The following is a 17,174-nucleotide window of genomic DNA, read 5'->3' as shown; positions in this document are numbered from 1 at the left end:
GTTGGGCGAGCGCGATCGCGCACCGGTCGTTGCCGAGATCCGCGACTTCGTGCGGGCGCGCTTTGCTGCAGCGCCGGAGGCGCCGGATCTGCGCGATGCGCATCAGCGCGGTCACACCTTCGACGAGTACCAGCGCCTGCGCGCTGCGCCCGGCCTGATGTCAGGCGCGGTGTTCGCGTCGATGCGACTTGCGATGCGTACCCTGGGGCGGCTGTCCGCCGGCATGCGACTGGGCCTGCGCACGGGTTTCGATTCCGGCTCGACGCTCGACTATGTGTATCGCAACAAGCCGAGCGGCTGGCTCGGTCTGGGCTGGCTGACCGATCGCAACTATCTCAACGCGATCGGCTGGCGCGGTATCCGCCAGCGCAAACTGCATCTGGAGGCGGCGATCGCGCGCGCTGCCGAAGCGCTGCACGCAGCGGGCCAGCCGTTGCATCTGCTCGATGTGGCGGCTGGCCACGGGCGCTACATCCTCGACAGCATTGCGCGCCTGCCGATTGCGCCGGCGTCGATCCGGCTGCGTGACTACAGCCCGATCAACCTGAGTGATGGCAAAGCGCTGATCGCGGAACGCGGCGTCAGTCGCATCGCGCGCTTCGAACAGGCCGATGCCTTCGACCCGGCAAGCTACGCGTCGCTCTACCCTGCGCCGACTGTGGCCGTGGTGTCCGGTCTCTATGAGCTGTTCCCCGACAACACGCCAGTGCGGCGCTCACTGGGCGCGCTGCGTGCAGCCGTTGCACCCGGCGGCTACCTGATTTACACCGGCCAGCCCTGGCACCCGCAGCTGGAACTGATCGCGCGCACGCTCAGCAGCCACCGCGACGGCGAGCCCTGGGTCATGCGCCGGCGCACGCAGGCCGAGCTGGATCAACTGGTGGCCGAGGCGGGCTTCGAGAAGATCGCCCAGTCGATCGACCGCTGGGGCATCTTCACGGTATCGATCGCCCGCCGCCGTGCGGTCACGCATGCCGCAGCCGCCTGAAGCGCGCCCCTGGCGCGAAGCGGCCGGCTGGCTTGCGCTGCTGGGGCCGCTGTTCTTCATCAGCTATGGCTGGGCCAACGCCGTCGCGGCCGAACGCAGCGGGGTCGGCAGCATCGTGTTCGCGTGGGAGCACGCGATCCCGTTCGTGCCATGGACGATCCTGCCCTACTGGTCGATCGACCTGTTCTACGCGGCATCACTGTTTGTCTGCAGCACACGGGCGGAGCTGCGCACCCATGTGTCGAGGCTGTTCGCGGTGCAATGCATATCGGTGGCCTGCTTCCTGATCTGGCCGCTACGTTTCGGTTTCGAGCGGCCGCAGGCCGATGGGCTCTGGGGCGCGCTGTTCGCGGCGCTGGGCAGTTTCGACAAACCCTTCAACCAGGCGCCGTCGCTCCACATCTCGCTGCTGGTGCTGCTCTGGTCGCTCTATGCGCGCCATCTGCACGGCCTGCCGCGAAGGCTGTTCGACCTCTGGTTCGCGCTGATCGGCGTGTCGGTGCTGACGACCTTCCAGCACCACTTCATCGACTTGCCGAGCGGGGCGCTGCTCGCCTGCCTGCTCGTCTGGGCGCTGCCGTTCGACGAGCCTTCACCGCTGCGTCGAGGCGCGTATCGCGCCAATCGCGCGGCGCTGCGTCTCGGTGTGGGCTATCTCGCCGGTGCGGTGTGTTGCGCGGGCGCTGCGGTGCTCACTGGCGGCGCCGCGCTGTGGCTGTGGTGGCCCGCGACGAGCCTGTTGCTGGTTGCGTTGGCTTATCTCTGGCTCGGTCCGCGTGCGCTCGGCAAGCGCAGTGACGGGCGGCACGCCTGGCCGGTGCGTCTGCTGCTGGCGCCCTGCCTGGTGGCGACATGGCTCAACTCCCGCGCGTGGACACATCGCCTGACGCCCGCAGTGGAAGTGGCCCCCGGCGTTTTGCTTGGCCGCATGCCCAGTCGCAAGGACGCGGCGGCGCTGGCGCTCAGCGGCGTGATCGATCTCGCCCCGGAAATGCACAACCCGCTGCCGCCGATGCGGGTTCGACATGTTCCTGCACTGGATCTGCTGGCACCGGCGGTGACGACACTCGCGGACGCCGCGCGGCTGATCGAGGCGGAACGCGAGCGGGGGCGTCTGCTGGTGTGCTGTGCGCTGGGTTTCTCGCGCAGTGCGTTGGCGGTGGCGGCATGGCTGGTGTCGCAAGGCCACTCGCCCGCTGCGGCCATCGCTTGCGTGCGTGCGGCACGGCCGCATGTCGTGTTTGGCGATGCGCATGTCGCCGCACTGGGTCGCTATGCCGAGGGCGTGCAATGAACGGCGACGCACGTTGGGCTTCAAGGGTGGCCGCCGGGTTGGCGGCAGGTGGGCGTTGGCCCTGCGCATGGGCCATCCTCGCTTGCCTGCTTGGGGTCGTTCGGGCCGGGCATGGCGAACCGCCAGCCTTGCTCGTGCTGAGCCTGCTGCTGGCGCTGGCGGCGCTCTACGTTGCGCTGCGGCTGGAGCTCGACCGGCTGCTGTTCGCCGCTCTTGCTGTCGAGATGGCGGCGACGGCGCCCGACGAGGCGCTGACGGAACTCGACGCCGGGCTTGGCCTGGCGCTTGATCGCGCCGACCCGCCGCGCATGCGCGCCTTGTCCGATCGCATTCGCGGTCTGCGTCGCTGGGTCACGACAGCCGCTGTGCTGGCGCTTCTGCAGTCTTGCGTGCTGTGGGTGGCGGTGCTGCGATGACAAACCTTACCCATCTGCCCCAGGGGGCCTGGACGCTGTTCGGCAGCGTCGCCGCAGTGCTGTCGGTCGCAACGCTGCTGGGTTTTGCGTTGAAGTGGCGCTTCGCGCCGCAGCAGCCCCACGCCGTCATCGACAACCTGAACGCGAGGCTGCGTGCCTGGTGGGTGATGATCGGCGTGCTCGTGATTGCGTTCGCCGCCGGGCGCGAAGCCGTGCTGTTGCTGTTTCTCGGGCTCTCGTGCGTGGCCTTGCGGGAATTCGTGCAGGTGATGCGCTGCGGGCGCAGCGACCGTTACGCGGTGGCGGCCGCGTGCTTCTTCGTGTTGCCGCTGCAGTACGGCCTGTTGTGGGTGAACTGGTACGGGCTGTTCGCCATCTTCATCCCCGTCTATGCCTTCGCGCTGCTGCCGATTCTCGCGGCGCTGCCGCAGGATGCCGACCGCTTCCTGGCGCGCACCGCCAGCCTGCAATGGGGTCTGATGGTCTGCGTCTATGCGGTGTCGCATGTGCCGGCGCTGCTGAACCTCTCGATTCCCGGCTACGAGGGGCGCAACGTGCTGTTGATGGCCTACCTGATCATCGTCGTGCAGGGCAGCGATGTGCTGCAGTACATCTGGGGCAAGCTGTTCGGCCGGCGCAAGCTGGCACCCGTGCTGTCGCCGTCGAAGACCGTGGAGGGCCTTGTTGGCGGCGTGGTCAGCGCGAGCCTGCTCGGCGTGCTGCTGCACCCGCTGACGCCCTTCACCGCGTTGCAGTCGGGCCTGATCGCCTTGCTCGTGACCTTGATGGGGTTCGGCAGCGGACTGGTGCTGAGCGCTGTCAAGCGCGACCACGGCGTGAAGGACTGGGGGGCGGTGATCGAAGGCCATGGCGGCATGCTGGACCGCCTCGATTCCATGGTCTTCTCCGCGCCGCTGTTCTTCCACATCGTGCGTTTCTGGTGGAGTTGAGGCGCCGGAATTCCGTCAGGAAAGTCGACGTTGCTTTGCGGCGACACACGGAAACGAACAAGGGGCCTTGCGGCCCCTTGTGCATTCACACCGGAGTGCGAAGGCTTACTTCATGCGGCGACGGGCCATCGCACCGACCATGCCGAGGCCGGCCAGCAGCATCGCGTAGGTCTGGGGTTCCGGCACAGCCGGCACGCCGTAGCTGTAACCCGACGCGGAGGTCAGACCAACACCGCTGCCGAGCGAGAAGTTCAGCGTGGCGGTGTCCTTGAAGTTGGCAATGCCGCCGTTCGTGGCGCTGGCAGCCAGCGTCGCGACCAGGGCGTAGGTCTTGCCGAAGGTAAAGCTGAAGTCGCTTTCGTACGCGTTGTTGACCGTCAGCTTGCCCTTGCCGTAGGTGTGGCTATCGGACACGAGCAGCTGCGAGGTGCCTGCAGCGACGTCGAACAGCGAGATGTTGTACTCATACGTCGCCGAGCCCTTAGCGCCGCCTTTCAGGCTGCCTTCCAGGGTCGACAGGAACAGGCCGTCAGCGGTACCCGAGCCACCGGTGAAGGTGACGTAGTCGGTGAAGCTGGCGATGCCCGTGGCGTTGCTGGCCGAACCGATTGCTGCGCCCGGCGCGAACGACGTTGCAGCGTAAGCCTTCAACGCGCCGCCGACCGCTTCGCCGGTGGCATCGAAACCGAAGCCGCCGCCGCTACCGCTGATCGAGGATTCGGCGCCGGTTGCATCGGTAGCGGACCCAACACCGCTGCCGCTCTTGCTACCGAGCGTGTAGTTGTAGTTGCCCGAGGCAGAGCTGGAGCCGGTTGCTGCCGGCAGGGCCCAGGCGCTCGACGCGGTCACGGTGGCGACCAGCGCTACAACCAGGGGGGACATTTTTTTGGTAAGCATCTAACTCTCCTGAAAAACACACGTGTGCGACCACGGGGTACGAGGTCGCTGGCGGAGTATGCAATTTGCACACCAGCTCGCTATGAATCTTGCATGAAAGGCGTGAAATGCTGCATAGCACGTTGATTTGGAAGGGCTTCCGTAGCTCGCAAGCGCGTTTTGGCCGAAGGTGAAATGTCGCGTCGCAGCAAAATGCCAACGCCATGTCAGGTTTTTCGACAGGGAGCCATCGGCATCTCGACAGCGCCTGCTTCGTACGCAACACCCGGCGCATGCAAGCGGCTTGTCGCCCAGTGGCGACAGGGCTAGGCTGAACCCATCGCCGCCTGACGACGGCAGGCGCCTTTGCAAGGGAGCTTGCGATGATCCTCAGGACCGTTCTGATGTTGTTCGGCGTCCTGTCGCTGGCGGCGTGCGCCAATGGCCTCGGCGACGCTGAACTCGCCCGCCTGCGCGCCGAAGTCGTCGCGACCGAGACGGCGTTTGCGCAGACGATGGCGCGGCGTGACCACGCCGCCTTTGCCACCTTCATCGCCGATGACGCAGTCTTCTTCGGTGGCAGCACCACCCTGCGCGGGCGCACCGCGGCGGCGGAGGCGTGGCGGCGTTGGTACAGCACGCCGCAAGCGCCCTTCTCATGGGCACCCGAAACAGTGGAGGTGCTCGAGTCGGGTTCGCTGGCACTCAGCAGCGGGCCGGTATTCGACCCTCAAGGCAAGCGCATCGGTAGTTTCTCGTCGATCTGGCGGCGCGAAGCGCCGGGCGTGTGGCGCATCGTGTTCGACAAGGGGGAGAGCAGCTGCGATGCCGCCGCGCCCTGATGTTTCAGCACTGCTACAAAACGATACGAAGCCGATACGCAGCGGCCCTGCACTCGGCTAATCTGCGCGCTCAGTCTGGCGCGGCCTGATCCGGCTCGCCTGTCGTTCTGCTCCCACGAGGACATTGCATGAAAGCACTCCGCCTGGCGCCGCTTGCTGCGCTCCTTCTTGCGGCTGGCCTTGCCACCGCAGCCCCGCTCAACGCCGGCCTCGACTCCGCCGGTTTCGACCCCGCCACCCGCGCGCAGGACGATCTGTTCCGCGCTGCCAACGGCCGCTGGGTCGATACCACCGAAATCCCGGCAGACAAGGCCGACTTCGGCACCTTCATCCAGCTGCGCGACAAGTCCGACAAGCAAGTACGCGCAATCGTCGAGGAACTTGCGGCGAAGAAGCAGAAGGCCGGCAGCGTCGAACAGAAGATCTCGGCTTTCTACGGTTCGTACATCGACACCGCGGCGATCGACAAGGCCGGCATGAAGCCGGTCAAGGCCATGCTGGCAACGATCGATGCGATCAAGACGCGCCAGGACCTCGCGGTCTGGATGGGCACGGTGCAGGGCGCGATGGATACGCCGGTTAACCTCTGGGTGACGGCAGATTTCAAGGAGCCGACGGTCAACCGCGTGATGACCTGGCAAGGTGGTCTTGGCATGCCGGATCGCGACTACTACCTGAAGGACGACGATCGCCTCGCGAAGGCGCGCGCCGCCTACGAGGGCTACCTCACGACGCTGGCGCGCCTCGCTGGCGACAAGCATCCGGAAGCCACCGCCAAACAGGTACTGGCGTTCGAGCACCGTATCGCTGAGGCGCATTGGGACAAGGTCGACAACCGCAATCCGGTGAAGATCTACAACCCGATGACGCCGGCTGAGCTGAAGAAGAGCGCGCCGGATCTCGATTGGGACGCCTTGCTGAAGTCCGCCAAGCTCGAAGGCATCGATCGCCTGTCGGTGTCGCAGCCCAGCACCATGATCGCGGTTGCGAAGCTGCTCGCCGAAACGCCGCTGCCGGAACTCAAGACTTACCTCAAGCTGCGTGCGCTCGATGAATCCGCCGACGTACTGCCGAAGGCCTTCCGCGACGCGCGCTTCGCCTTCCGCGGCGCGGCGCTCACCGGTGCGAAGGAAGACAAGCCGCGCTGGCAGAAGGGCATTGCGGAAGTGAACGGCGCGCTCGGAGAAGCGGTTGGCCAGGTCTACGTCGCCCGCCACTTCCCGCCGGCCTACAAGGCGCGCATGCAGGAACTGGTGGCCAACCTGATGAAGGCCTACAGCGATTCGATCGACGGCCTCGCGTGGATGTCGCCGGCCACCAAGGCGCAGGCGAAGGACAAGCTGTCGAAGTACATGACCAAGATCGGCTACCCCGACAAATGGCGTGACTACAGCAAGCTGGTCGTGAAGGAAGGCGATGCGCTCGGCAACCGCCAGCGCTCCACCCGCTTCGAGTGGGAACGCCTCGCTGCGAAGGCCGGCAAGCCGGTTGACCGCGGCGAATGGGAAATGACGCCGCAGACGGTGAATGCCTACTACAACCCCTCGCTCAACGAGATCGTGTTCCCGGCCGCGATCCTGCAGCCCCCGTTCTTCGACATGGGCGCGGATGACGCAGTGAATTACGGTGCGATCGGCGCGGTGATTGGTCACGAGATCAGCCACGGTTTCGACGACCAGGGCAGCCAGTTCGATGGCGACGGCAAACTGCAGAACTGGTGGACCGACGACGACCGCAAGGCCTTCGATGCACTCGGCGCCAAGCTCGTCGCGCAGTACGAGAAGTACGAACCGCTGCCGGGCAAGCCTCTCAACGGCAAGCTTACGCTGGGCGAGAACATCGCCGACCTGTCGGGTCTGCAGATCGCCTACAAGGCCTACACGCTGTCGCTCGGCGGCAAGGAGGCGGCGGTCATCGACGGTTACACCGGTGCGCAGCGCTTCTTCCTCGGCTGGTCGCAGGCTTGGCGCAACAAGGTTCGCGAAGAGCGCGCGCTGCAGTTGCTGACGATTGATCCGCACTCGCCGCCGCAGTTCCGTGCCAACGGTGCCGCTGTGAACCACGACGGTTTCCATTCCGCTTTCGGTACCAAGCCGGGTGATGGCATGTACAAGGCCGACGCGGACCGTATCCGCATCTGGTAACGCGTCAGCGTGCATCACAAGGCCGCCCGAGGGCGGCCTTTTTCATGGGCTGGGCGCTTCGCCGATTGCCGTCAGCAAGCTGCGGTAGCGGGTGCGTTCGGTTTCCGGCAGCAGCGCGGAATACGCCTCGCGCAGGCGCCGTCTTGCTTCGGCGAGCTGTGGCTGGGCCGCATCGATCGCGTGCAGTGCCCGCAAGGCATCGGGGTGGCGGCTGCAGCCCACCTGCGCCGGTACCAGCGCGGGCGCCTCGGTGAGTGGGAAGTAGCGCAACTCGTCGATGCCGGGATCGCTGAGCCGCAGCTGTTCCACCTCAAGCGAATAGCCGAGCGCAAGTTCGAATCGGCCACGCTGCATCAGCCGCAGCAGGCCAGCTACAACGCCTTGCTCGGAAAACTCGAGCACTGCATCCGGGCGCTGCTTGTGTGCCGTTGCGATGACACCGTCGATCGTGGTGCCGAAGCTGCGTTTGGGCACCACGCCCAGGTGCAGCTTGCCGAGCGCCAGCGTGCCACCGAGCGACACGGCGCCGTTCTGTTCCACCGGCAGCGCGCCCGACTGCGCAACGCTGCGCGGCACGATCAGCACCACCGGCAGTTGCAGTTGCGTCGGCTGCTGTGCGAACTGCATGAAGGCATCGCGTTCCGGCGTGCGCAGCATCGACAGGGTGCACACAGGCTGCGCCGCTTTCATCAAGGCCGTCTGGCGTTCGGCGCCGCTGACCTCGATCTCGTGGCGGAAGCCCGGAAGCTGCCCGATCAAGGCCTGCAGGAACTGGTCGCGCAAGCCTTCGCCGCGGTGTGGGCCGCTGACGATGTGGTAGGGCGGAAAGTCGAGGATCTGCCAGCGGATCACGGGCAGCGGGTTGGCAGCGGCGAGCGCCGGCGCCAGATGAAGCCCGAACATCAGAAGAATCCGGCAAAGACGATGTGTCATTCGCTACGCTCTCCCGCCGTGTGTCGCAGTGCGGCCTGCAGTCCGGAAAGCTTACGCCGGGCCGTGCTCGCTCGTACAGCGTTGCCGCGCGCGCCGACGCAGTGCGCCACGCCATGTGCAGTTCGGGGCCGCGCTCGCCACGTCGGCGGGATGGCCGGCAGGGCGGGTGGTAAGGTGTCGACTCACAGCCACCGGATTCACCATGACGCCCGACGCCGCCGCGCACCCGTATTCCCGCCTGACGCCCGACACCCTGCTCGATGCGGTGGAGTCCGTCGGCCTGCGTGCCGATGGCCGGCTGCTTGCGCTCAACAGCTACGAGAACCGTGTCTGGCAGGTGTGGATCGAGGACGCGGCGCCGCTGGTGGCGAAGTTCTATCGGCCAGGGCGCTGGAGCGATGAACAGATCCTCGAAGAGCATGCCTTCGCGATCGAGCTGGCCGAGTCGGAAATCCCGGTCGTCGCACCGCTCGCGTTTGATGGCCGCACCTTGCATGCGCATGGCGGCTTCCGCTTCGCGCTGTTTCCGCGCCGCGGCGGCCGTGCGCCGGAATTCGATAACCCGAAGGTGCTGGAGTGGATCGGGCGCTTTCTCGGTCGCATCCATGCGCGCGGCGCCACGCGTGACTTCGCGCATCGCCCGGCGCTCAGTGTCGCCAGCTTCGGTGAAGGCCCGCGCGACAGGATCGCCACACACGATTGCGTGCCGCAGGGCCTGCACGAGAGCTGGACGACGACGGTCGAGCACGCACTGGCCGGCGTGCGCCGCTGCTATGAGCGGGCAGGCGAGGTCGCGACGATTCGCCTGCATGGTGACTGCCACGCCGGCAACATCCTGTGGACCGACGAGGGGCCGCATTTCGTCGACTTCGACGACGCACGCAGCGGGCCGGCGATCCAGGATCTGTGGATGCTGCTGTCCGGCGAGCGTGCCGACCAGCAGCGCCAGCTGTGCGACGTGCTCGCTGGTTACGAGGATTTCGCCGAATTCGATCCGCGTGAGCTCAATCTTATCGAAGCGCTTCGCACGCTGCGCCTGCTGCACTACGCGGCGTGGATCGCGAGCCGTTGGGACGACCCGGCGTTTCCGGCCGCCTTTCCGTGGTTCGCCACGCAGCGCTGGTGGCAGGACCAGATCCTCGGCCTGCGCGAGCAGATCGCGTTGATGGACGAAGCGCCGCTGGTGGTCTGAGGCGGCTCAGGCCTCGCTGCGTCGCATCGAATAGGCGCGTTCCACACGCGCCACCCGCACTTCGAAGCCGGCGTACCACTCGGCCCGCCCCATGCGTTGCGCGATCTGGTGTTCGGCGTTGGCCTTCCAGTCGGCGATCGCCTGCTCGCTTTCCCAGTACGATACCGTGATGCCGATGCCGATGCCGATGCCGATGCCGATGCCGATGCCGTCGGCGTCGCGCGTGCTCTCCGCGCCGAGAAAGCCGGGCTGCTGCGCTGCGAGCTCGACCATGCGTGCCGCCGTGTCGGCGTAGCCGGCGTCGGTGGCGCTGCGCTGATTGGTGAAAATCACAGCCCAGTAGGGCGGTTGCGGGGTCTTTGCAAAACGCGCTTCGTTCATGCGGGCGATGCCTCCTGGCGGGGCGCCTTATTACCCATGCGGCTATCAAGGCCTTGTTTTATTACTAATTTATCGTCGCTTATGCCTGACCGGTCGCGCCGATGCAGCAGCGCGCTCGTACAATGCGCGCCTTCCGATTATTTTGCCCAGTTGCGACCATGGCGGCCTACATCACCGAAAAAGTGCTCAGTGTGCATCACTGGAACGACACGCTGTTTTCCTTCACCACCACGCGCGATCGCGCGCTGCGTTACGAGAACGGCCAGTTCGTGATGATGGGGCTGGAAGTCGAAGGCCGGCCGCTAACCCGCGCCTATTCGATCGCCAGCGCGAACTACGAGGAAAGCCTCGAATTCTTCAGCATCAAGGTGCCGAACGGCCCGCTGACCTCGCGCCTGCAGCAGATCCAGCCTGGCGATGACATCCTCGTGTCGCGCAAGCCGACCGGCACGCTGGTGCTGCACGATCTGCTGCCCGGCAAGCATCTGTATCTGTTCTCCACCGGCACCGGTCTCGCACCCTTCATGAGCGTGATCCGTGATCTAGATGTGTACGAGAAGTTCGAGAAGATCGTGCTGATTCACGGCGTGCGCACGGTGTCGGAGCTGGCGTACCAGCACTACATCGAACACGAGTTGCCGCACCACGAATTCCTCGGCGAGCTGGTCCGCGAGAAGCTGATCTACTACCCGACGGTGACGCGTGAGCCCTTCCGTAATCAGGGGCGTCTGACCGATCTGATCGAGTCCGGCAAACTGTTCGAAGACATCGGCCTGCCGCCGCTCGACCCCGCCGTGGACCGCGTGATGATCTGCGGCAGCTCGGCGATGCTGAAGGACTCCCGTGAGCTGCTGGACCGCCGCGGCTTCAAGATGTCCAAGCGCATCGGTGAACCGGGCGACTACGTGATCGAGCACGCCTTCGTCGAAAAGTAAGCGCTGTCGGTAGCCATACGCTGTAAGCCCGGCCTGGTGCCGGGCTTTTTGTTGTTGTGCCGCGCAAACTCGATACGAAAACCTTGCTGCACGACAAGGCGTGATTTCTTATCCCGTTCGGTAATGGCGGACTAGGGGTTGGGGGCATTCTGTCGCTGCGCCCTCGGCCGATCCGAACCACGCAAACCGAGCGAGGGCATCATGACCGCCTTGCACAACGCAGCCGAACGCGGCAGGACTGATGATGTTCAGCGGCTGCTCGCAGCCGGCACCGACGTCAACGCACTCGACGATTTCCGGCAGAGCGCCTTGGTGCTCGCGGCGCAGTCCGGCAGTGTGGAACTGGTCGATCTGCTCTTGAACGCCGGCGCCGATGTGCATGCGGCCGACCGATTCGGCCGGCGCGCCTTGCACGGCGCCTCCTGTCACGGGCACGCGCAGATTGCCGAGCGCCTGCTCGCGGCCGGCGCGCTGGTGGATGCGACCGATGCCGAGCGCAGCACCGCACTGTTCTGGGCCGCGGGTGATGGCCATGCAGGACTGGTCAAGCTGTTGCTTGCCGCGGGCGCCAACGTCAATGCGCGCAATGTGTATCTGTCCAGCCCGCTCAACTGGGCCGCGCGCAACGGCTGCCTGGAGATCGTCTCAATACTGCTGGCTGACGGGGCTGCGGTCGACGCCGCATGCGTGAATGGCTGGACGCCACTGCATGAGGCAGCGATGTATGGCCGCGATGCTGTGGTGAGCTGCCTGCTGGAGGCCGGCGCCGATCGCGTGCTGGTCGATAGCAAGGGATTCACCGCTCAGGATCGCGCGTTCCTGCAAGGGCTCTACGCGACCGCGGATCTGTTGCAAGGTGCCGGCATCGCCCGTGCCGCCTGAGCGATTTCCTCAGCGACGCGGCGTGGCGGCATCGAGCCGCCGCAAGCCCTCGGCCAGCAATTTGGCGGCGCGGCGCCCGGCACTGTCCGGGCGGAACGCCACATGCAAGGTCTTGCGTTCGAGCAGGTGCGGGTTGATCACCAGTTCGCCACGGTAGGGTTGCAGCATCGGGTCGTTGGCCATCAGCCAGGCAAAGACCATGCGGTCGACCACAGCAACATCGACGCGGCGATGCGCGAGCTTCAGCAGGTTGATGCGATCCGACACCGAGCGCTCGAATGGCTGCTCACCGCTCGCGATGCGCGCGTCCAGCGCCTCGGTATTCACATAGTCCTGCACCACGCCAACGCGCAGCGGCGCGAGCGTATCGGCGCCGCGCCACACGATTGGCCGGTCGTAGGGTTCGGCAAACCCCAGCTCACTGGTACCGAGCGGCTCAGACAGCAACCATTGCCGATGCAAGTTCGCCGATTCGTATTCGGGGAAGTAGCCGACCAGCTTCGGATCGGTTCGCGCCGCCATCACTGCGCGCGACCACGGCAGATATTCGATCTCCAGCTGCACATCGACTTCCGCGCAGGCCGCCCGCAGCCGAGCGGTCATCGTGCCGCCGTCGGGCAGCGCTTCGCCGGTGTAGGGCGGCCATTCGAGCGAAGCGATGCGCACGGTTGTGCGCTCGGCTGCCAGGGCGGGCGCGCCGAGCAGCAAGCAGGCGCACAAGGCGCCAAGCAAGTTGCGGAAGCGTGACAGAGGTGTCGACATATCGCGCAATCTAGCGCAAGGCCGCGCGTCGAGTGCTGATCCGGCGCAGCAGCCCCTCACGGCGGCGAGCCGATGCGTGCCGGCAGCTCGCGCCGCAACCAGTCCACGAACAGGCGCGTGCGCGCAGGCAGCAGCCGCGCCTGCGGATACACCACGCTGACCGGCAATGGCGGCAGGCAGTACTCCGGCAGCACGCATTTCAGTTTCCCGGCCGCCAACAAGTCCTTCACCTGGTAGGACAGGAACATGCCGATGCCGAGGCCGTCGACACAGGCATCGATCAGCGGTGCCGCCTGGCTGGCGGCGAGCGGGCCGCTGACCACCACCTCGTGCCGCACGCCGTCTTCAAGGTACTGCCACTCGGCGCGCGGCGTGACCACCGTGAAGCGCAGGCAGGCGTGGCGCGCCAGCTCGCGCGGGTGGCGCGGCGTACCGGCGCGCGCCAGGTAGTCGGCGCTCGCGCACCACATGCGGCGCACTTCGCCGACCGGATGCGCGATCAGGCCCGAGTCGGGCAGGTGTGCGATGCGGATGCCCACGTCCACGCCTTCTTCGACCATGTCCACGATGCGGTCGAACAGCAGCGCCTCGACGCGCACCTCCGGGTGTTGGCGCGTGAAGGCGCTGGCCAGTGGCACCACATGCATGCGGCCGAACAGTGCTGGCGCGGTGAAGCGCAGCGGCCCGCGAGCGACTTCGCCTGGCTGGCCGAGCAGCGCTTCGGCATCGTTGATTTCGGCCAGGATGCGCTGGCAGCGCGCATGGAATTCGCGCCCCTCGGGGGTGAGCGCCATGCGCCGGGTGGTGCGGTTGAGCAGGCGCACGCCGACGCGCTGCTCCAGCCCGGCGAGCAGGCGCACCATCGACGGCGTCGAAAGCTGCATCGCGTCGGCCGCAGCGGTGAGGCTGCCGGCTTCCACGATGCGTACGAAGGCTTCCATTTCGCGCAACTTGTCCATCGGTGGATTATTCATCCGAATCGCGGAACAATCCATTCCGCAATTCCGCATTTATCCGGCGGACGAATCGATCGATCATGCGCGCCTTCCCCGCTGTCATGTCGCGCAACACGTCATCGTCCTGACATGTTGCGTCGCGCATGCTGCGCACCTCGACTTCCGGAGGCTCGTGATGATCACGCTCTACACCTATGCCCAATCCGGCAACTGTCACAAGGTCCGCCTCTTTCTCGGCCTGCTCGGTCTCGCCTTCGAGGCGCGCGAACTGAACCTCGCGCAGGGCGAACACAAGACCGAAGAGATGCTCGCGCTCAACCCATTCGGTCAGGTACCGGTACTGTCGGATGGCGAGAAGACCTTTTCCGACTCGCAGGCGATCCTCGTCTACCTCGCGCGCCGTTACGGCGCCGATCACTGGCTGCCGCTCGACCCTGAGGGACTTGCCAAGGTCACGCGCTGGCTCGCCGCCACCGCTGGCGAAGTGCAGTTCGGCCCCGCGGCGGCGCGTGTTGCGGTGATCTTCCGTGGCGAGGCGCCGTCCGACGAGGTGCGCAACTGCACGACGCGCCTGCTGCAGGCCATGTCGCGCACGCTGGCCTTGGGCGAATGGCTGGCCGGCGATCAGCCGACGATCGCGGACGTCGCGGTCTTCCCCTACCTGTCGGTCGCGCATCACGGCCTGATCGACCTGAGCCCCTTCCCGCGCGTGCGCGACTGGCTGGCGCGCGTGGCGGCGCTGCCCGGCTTCGTGCCGATGCCGGCGCTGACGCCGGTGTTTGCCGACCGCCTCGCCACACTTCAGGCTGCACAGGCGATCAAGGCGGCCTGAACCGCGTGGCGGGCCGAGCCGCTTTGACCTGAGTCGCATCCGGCGCGCCAGCCGCGCGCACAATGCGATTGCCCGCCCGGCGCGCATCGGCTGCGCGCCGCGGGTGCGAGGGCAGCCGATGGCCCACATTGCACATCTTGCGCCGGATCAGGCGCTGGCCAGCCTGCGCAGTTCGCAGCAGGGGCTGGGCGCTGACGATGCGGCGCGGCGCAGCGCCGAGTTCGGCCCGAACCGGGTCGAGGCCGCGACGCGTGTTGCACCCTGGCTCGCCTTCCTGCGCGAGTTCACGCACTTCTTCGCCTTGATCCTTTGGCTTGCCGCAGCGCTTGCGCTGATGGCGGATCACTACCAACCGGGCAGCGGCATGCGGCCCCTCGCGTTCGCGATCCTTGGCGTGATCGCGGTGAACGGCGTGTTTTCGTTCTGGCAAAGCTGGCGCGCCGAGCGCGCGCTGGCGGCGCTGCGCGAACTGCTGCCGCAGCGGGTGCGGCGCATGCGCGACGGACTCGAGAAAACGGTGGACGCCGCCGAGCTGGTGCCGGGCGACGTCATCATGCTCGGCGAGGGCGACAAGGTACCGGCTGACTGCCGTATCCTCGCCACCGACGGCATCCGCATCAACCTTGCGACGCTCACTGGCGAGGCGCAAGCACGTTCCGGCATCGCCGATGCCGTCGACGAGCACGACCCGCTTGCCGCGCGCAACCTGCTGCTGGCAGGCACGCTGGTGGTGTCGGGCAACGCGACGGCGCTGGTCTTCGCCACTGGCATGCGCACCGAATTCGGCCGCATCGCGCACCTGACGCAGACCGCCGGTGAGCCGGAATCCCCCTTGCAGCGCGAGATCCGCCGTGTGTCGCGCATCGTCGCGGTGCTGGCCGCCGCCCTAGGTGTCGTGTTCTTCGCGATCGGCCGCGCGATCGGTCTGCCGTTCTGGGACACCTTCATGTTCGCGATCGGCGTGATCGTCGCCAACGTGCCAGAAGGCCTGTTGCCTACCGTTACCTTGTCGCTCGCGATGGCCACGCAACGCATGGCGCGCCGCAATGCGCTCGTACGCCATTTGCCGGCGGTCGAGGCGCTCGGCTCGACCACCGTGATCTGCTCCGACAAGACCGGCACGCTGACCGAGAACCGCATGGCGGTAAGGCGCTGGCATGTTGCTGCGGGCGTCGAAAACGCGCCGGATTCGCTGCGCGCCGTCGCGGGCCAATGTCACGACCTGCGCTTCGCGGCGGGCGAGGCGAGCGGTGACCCGATGGAGATCGCGCTCTGGCAGTTCGCTGGCCAACCGGCGCAGACGCCGCGTTGCGGCGAAATGCCCTTCGATGCCGATCGCCGCCGCATGTCGGTGATGCACGCGGTGGGCGATGCGGTGCTGATGCGCTGCAAGGGCGCGCCGGAGTCGGTGATCGGCTGTTGCAGCACGCGCTGGACCGCCAGCGGTGAGGTGCCGCTGAACCATGCCGAGCGCAAGGAACTCGCGCAGGAGCAGGAGGCGATGGCCGCCGAGGGCCTGCGGGTGATCGCGCTGGCCGAAGGGCGTTTCGAGCACGCAACGCCGCCGCAGGAAGCGGGGCTGTGCTTTGTCGGCCTGATCGGGCTGGAAGACCCGCCGCGAGCCGACGTGGCCGAGGCCGTGGCGCGCTGTCGTGTCGCCGGCATTCGCGTGATCATGGTGACCGGCGATCACCCCAGCACCGCAGTGGCGATCGGGCGCGAGATCGGGCTTGTGCGCGGCACGGCGCCGACGGTGCTGCGCGGCGAATCGATCCGCCGCATGACACCCGCGCAACTGCAACTGGCGCTCGATGCGCCCGAGGTGATCTGCGCGCGGGTGAGTGCGGAACAGAAGATGCTGGTGGTGCAGGCGCTGCAACGCAAGGGTGAGATCGTCGCCGTGACGGGTGATGGCGTGAACGACGCACCGGCGCTGAAAACCGCCGATATCGGTATCGCGATGGGGCGCAGCGGTACCGACGTCGCAAAGGAGGCCGCCGATCTCGTGCTGCTGGACGATCACTTCGGCAGCATCGTCAACGCGGTGGAGGAGGGGCGCGCGGTGTTCGCCAACATCCGCAAATTCCTCACCTACATCCTGACCTCGAACATCCCGGAGGTGGTGCCCTACCTCGCTTTCGTGCTGCTGCGCATTCCGCTGCCGCTGACGGTGATCCAGATCCTCGCCGTCGACCTTGGCACCGATCTGCTGCCCGCGCTGGCGCTCGGCGCCGAGCCTCCGCGCGACGATGTGATGCACCAGCCGCCGCGCCAGCGTGGCGAGCGCTTGCTGAACTGGCCGCTTCTGTTGCGCGCCTACCTGTGGCTGGGTTTGATCCAGGCCGCGCTGGCGATGACCGCGTTCTTTGCCGTGCTCCACCAGGGCGGATGGCGTTGGGGCGAGCCGCTGGCCGCGCAGGACCCGACCTACCTTGCGGCGACCACGGCCTGTCTTGCCGCGATCGTCTGTGCGCAGGTCGCCAACCTCTTCGTCTGCCGCGATCCGCGCGAGGCCGCGTGGCGCTTGCCGCTGCGGGGCAACCGGCTGTTGTGGATCGGCCTCGCGTGCGAGCTCGCATTACTCGCCCTCATCGTACTCGCGCCGCCGCTGCAAAGCCTGTTCGGCACGGCAGCACTGCCGTTGGCGCTATGGCCGTGGCTTGCTGCAGGGGCGCTGCTGCTGTTCGTGCTCGAAGAGGGACGCAAAGCGTGGCTACGCGCTCGTCAGCGGGCGCGGCCGATGCTGCGTTGACTGCTTGTGAAACACGGCGATACGTTCCTGCCGTGGCAA

The 17,174-nt window shown here is 66.7% G+C and carries 16 protein-coding genes; 11 read left to right on the top strand and 5 right to left on the bottom strand.

The features are described from left to right. From ACE3P0_RS08760 to ACE3P0_RS08745, 4 genes are all read left to right on the top strand, one after another. Positions 1 to 988: class I SAM-dependent methyltransferase family protein (locus ACE3P0_RS08760; protein ID WP_374401914.1), on the top strand; the 988-nt coding region annotated here is incomplete at its 5' end. Continuing rightward, a complete protein-coding gene (locus ACE3P0_RS08755) occupies positions 972 to 2,282 on the top strand; it encodes a phosphatase PAP2/dual specificity phosphatase family protein (protein WP_374401912.1) in 1,311 nt (436 codons plus the stop codon). The genes ACE3P0_RS08760 and ACE3P0_RS08755, both read left to right, overlap by 17 nt. Then, complete coding sequence (locus tag ACE3P0_RS08750) at positions 2,279 to 2,698, top strand: hypothetical protein (RefSeq protein ID WP_374401910.1); 420 nt, start codon at positions 2,279 to 2,281, stop codon at positions 2,696 to 2,698. Before ACE3P0_RS08755 ends, ACE3P0_RS08750 begins: the two co-directional genes overlap by 4 nt. Then, on the top strand, positions 2,695 to 3,648 hold the full coding sequence (locus ACE3P0_RS08745) for a phosphatidate cytidylyltransferase (RefSeq protein WP_374401908.1): 954 nt from the start codon (positions 2,695 to 2,697) through the stop codon (positions 3,646 to 3,648). Before ACE3P0_RS08750 ends, ACE3P0_RS08745 begins: the two co-directional genes overlap by 4 nt. Positions 3,649 to 3,753: 105 nt before the next feature. On the opposite strand, the gene ACE3P0_RS08740 is transcribed toward ACE3P0_RS08745, so the two are convergent. Next, complete coding sequence (locus tag ACE3P0_RS08740) at positions 3,754 to 4,545, bottom strand: PEPxxWA-CTERM sorting domain-containing protein (protein WP_374401906.1); 792 nt, start codon at positions 4,543 to 4,545, stop codon at positions 3,754 to 3,756. Between the two features lie 362 nt (positions 4,546 to 4,907). Between ACE3P0_RS08740 and ACE3P0_RS08735 the strand changes: the two genes are divergently transcribed. Next, entirely contained in the window at positions 4,908 to 5,366 is a 459-nt protein-coding gene (locus tag ACE3P0_RS08735; RefSeq protein ID WP_374401904.1) for a DUF4440 domain-containing protein, read from the top strand. Between the two features lie 128 nt (positions 5,367 to 5,494). Beyond that, positions 5,495 to 7,510 carry a M13 family metallopeptidase gene (locus ACE3P0_RS08730; protein ID WP_374401901.1) on the top strand — a complete coding sequence of 672 codons (2,016 nt, stop codon included), beginning with the start codon at positions 5,495 to 5,497 and terminating at the stop codon, positions 7,508 to 7,510. A gap of 42 nt (positions 7,511 to 7,552) precedes the next feature. On the opposite strand, the gene ACE3P0_RS08725 is transcribed toward ACE3P0_RS08730, so the two are convergent. Beyond that, positions 7,553 to 8,413 carry a hypothetical protein gene (locus tag ACE3P0_RS08725; protein WP_374401899.1) on the bottom strand — a complete coding sequence of 287 codons (861 nt, stop codon included), beginning with the start codon at positions 8,411 to 8,413 and terminating at the stop codon, positions 7,553 to 7,555. A gap of 232 nt (positions 8,414 to 8,645) precedes the next feature. Here ACE3P0_RS08725 and ACE3P0_RS08720 point away from each other — a divergent pair, with 232 nt between their 5' ends. Continuing rightward, positions 8,646 to 9,635, top strand: a complete 990-nt coding sequence (locus ACE3P0_RS08720) for a serine/threonine protein kinase (RefSeq protein ID WP_374401898.1) — start codon at positions 8,646 to 8,648, stop codon at positions 9,633 to 9,635. A gap of 6 nt (positions 9,636 to 9,641) precedes the next feature. Here the strand turns inward: ACE3P0_RS08720 and ACE3P0_RS08715 are convergent, their stop codons facing one another. Further along, positions 9,642 to 10,016 (bottom strand): antibiotic biosynthesis monooxygenase, encoded by a 375-nt coding sequence (locus ACE3P0_RS08715; protein ID WP_374401896.1) that lies wholly within the window; start codon positions 10,014 to 10,016, stop codon positions 9,642 to 9,644. Between the two features lie 158 nt (positions 10,017 to 10,174). Here ACE3P0_RS08715 and ACE3P0_RS08710 point away from each other — a divergent pair, with 158 nt between their 5' ends. Both ACE3P0_RS08710 and ACE3P0_RS08705 read left to right on the top strand, forming a co-directional pair. Further along, entirely contained in the window at positions 10,175 to 10,951 is a 777-nt protein-coding gene (locus ACE3P0_RS08710; RefSeq protein ID WP_374401893.1) for a ferredoxin--NADP reductase, read from the top strand. 201 nt (positions 10,952 to 11,152) lie between these two features. Further along, complete coding sequence (locus ACE3P0_RS08705; RefSeq protein ID WP_374401892.1) at positions 11,153 to 11,833, top strand: ankyrin repeat domain-containing protein; 681 nt, start codon at positions 11,153 to 11,155, stop codon at positions 11,831 to 11,833. Positions 11,834 to 11,842: 9 nt separating this feature from the next. Here the strand turns inward: ACE3P0_RS08705 and ACE3P0_RS08700 are convergent, their stop codons facing one another. Both ACE3P0_RS08700 and ACE3P0_RS08695 read right to left on the bottom strand, forming a co-directional pair. Further along, a complete protein-coding gene (locus tag ACE3P0_RS08700) occupies positions 11,843 to 12,595 on the bottom strand; it encodes a substrate-binding periplasmic protein (protein ID WP_374401889.1) in 753 nt (250 codons plus the stop codon). A 56-nt stretch (positions 12,596 to 12,651) separates the two neighbouring features. Further along, positions 12,652 to 13,554 (bottom strand): LysR family transcriptional regulator, encoded by a 903-nt coding sequence (locus tag ACE3P0_RS08695; protein WP_374401888.1) that lies wholly within the window; start codon positions 13,552 to 13,554, stop codon positions 12,652 to 12,654. Between the two features lie 172 nt (positions 13,555 to 13,726). Here ACE3P0_RS08695 and ACE3P0_RS08690 point away from each other — a divergent pair, with 172 nt between their 5' ends. Both ACE3P0_RS08690 and ACE3P0_RS08685 read left to right on the top strand, forming a co-directional pair. Further along, positions 13,727 to 14,383 carry a glutathione S-transferase family protein gene (locus tag ACE3P0_RS08690; RefSeq protein WP_374401886.1) on the top strand — a complete coding sequence of 219 codons (657 nt, stop codon included), beginning with the start codon at positions 13,727 to 13,729 and terminating at the stop codon, positions 14,381 to 14,383. 118 nt (positions 14,384 to 14,501) lie between these two features. After that, the gene (locus ACE3P0_RS08685) at positions 14,502 to 17,135 is read left to right on the top strand and encodes a cation-translocating P-type ATPase (RefSeq protein ID WP_374401883.1); all 2,634 of its coding nucleotides are present in this window, start codon (positions 14,502 to 14,504) and stop codon (positions 17,133 to 17,135) included. Positions 17,136 to 17,174 lie beyond the last annotated feature (39 nt).

The organism is Niveibacterium sp. (assembly GCF_041909475.1).
In the GTDB taxonomy this organism is placed as follows: domain Bacteria; phylum Pseudomonadota; class Gammaproteobacteria; order Burkholderiales; family Rhodocyclaceae; genus Niveibacterium.
The sequence above is the reverse complement of the archived record's forward strand: the minus strand, read 5'-3'. Positions and strand labels throughout refer to the sequence as shown.

What these genes read in the sequence shown, in the direction of transcription:
- ACE3P0_RS08690 (WP_374401886.1), top strand. Translation starts at nt 13,727, where the DNA reads ATGATCACGCTCTACACCTATGCCCAATCCGGCAACTGTCACAAGGTC.
- ACE3P0_RS08750 (WP_374401910.1), top strand. Translation starts at nt 2,279, where the DNA reads ATGAACGGCGACGCACGTTGGGCTTCAAGGGTGGCCGCCGGGTTGGCG.
- ACE3P0_RS08740 (WP_374401906.1), bottom strand. Translation starts at nt 4,545, where the DNA reads ATGCTTACCAAAAAAATGTCCCCCCTGGTTGTAGCGCTGGTCGCCACC.
- ACE3P0_RS08720 (WP_374401898.1), top strand. Translation starts at nt 8,646, where the DNA reads ATGACGCCCGACGCCGCCGCGCACCCGTATTCCCGCCTGACGCCCGAC.
- ACE3P0_RS08700 (WP_374401889.1), bottom strand. Translation starts at nt 12,595, where the DNA reads ATGTCGACACCTCTGTCACGCTTCCGCAACTTGCTTGGCGCCTTGTGC.
- ACE3P0_RS08710 (WP_374401893.1), top strand. Translation starts at nt 10,175, where the DNA reads ATGGCGGCCTACATCACCGAAAAAGTGCTCAGTGTGCATCACTGGAAC.
- ACE3P0_RS08695 (WP_374401888.1), bottom strand. Translation starts at nt 13,554, where the DNA reads ATGGACAAGTTGCGCGAAATGGAAGCCTTCGTACGCATCGTGGAAGCC.
- ACE3P0_RS08705 (WP_374401892.1), top strand. Translation starts at nt 11,153, where the DNA reads ATGACCGCCTTGCACAACGCAGCCGAACGCGGCAGGACTGATGATGTT.
- ACE3P0_RS08745 (WP_374401908.1), top strand. Translation starts at nt 2,695, where the DNA reads ATGACAAACCTTACCCATCTGCCCCAGGGGGCCTGGACGCTGTTCGGC.
- ACE3P0_RS08725 (WP_374401899.1), bottom strand. Translation starts at nt 8,413, where the DNA reads ATGTTCGGGCTTCATCTGGCGCCGGCGCTCGCCGCTGCCAACCCGCTG.
- ACE3P0_RS08735 (WP_374401904.1), top strand. Translation starts at nt 4,908, where the DNA reads ATGATCCTCAGGACCGTTCTGATGTTGTTCGGCGTCCTGTCGCTGGCG.
- ACE3P0_RS08685 (WP_374401883.1), top strand. Translation starts at nt 14,502, where the DNA reads ATGGCCCACATTGCACATCTTGCGCCGGATCAGGCGCTGGCCAGCCTG.
- ACE3P0_RS08730 (WP_374401901.1), top strand. Translation starts at nt 5,495, where the DNA reads ATGAAAGCACTCCGCCTGGCGCCGCTTGCTGCGCTCCTTCTTGCGGCT.
- ACE3P0_RS08755 (WP_374401912.1), top strand. Translation starts at nt 972, where the DNA reads ATGCCGCAGCCGCCTGAAGCGCGCCCCTGGCGCGAAGCGGCCGGCTGG.
- ACE3P0_RS08715 (WP_374401896.1), bottom strand. Translation starts at nt 10,016, where the DNA reads ATGAACGAAGCGCGTTTTGCAAAGACCCCGCAACCGCCCTACTGGGCT.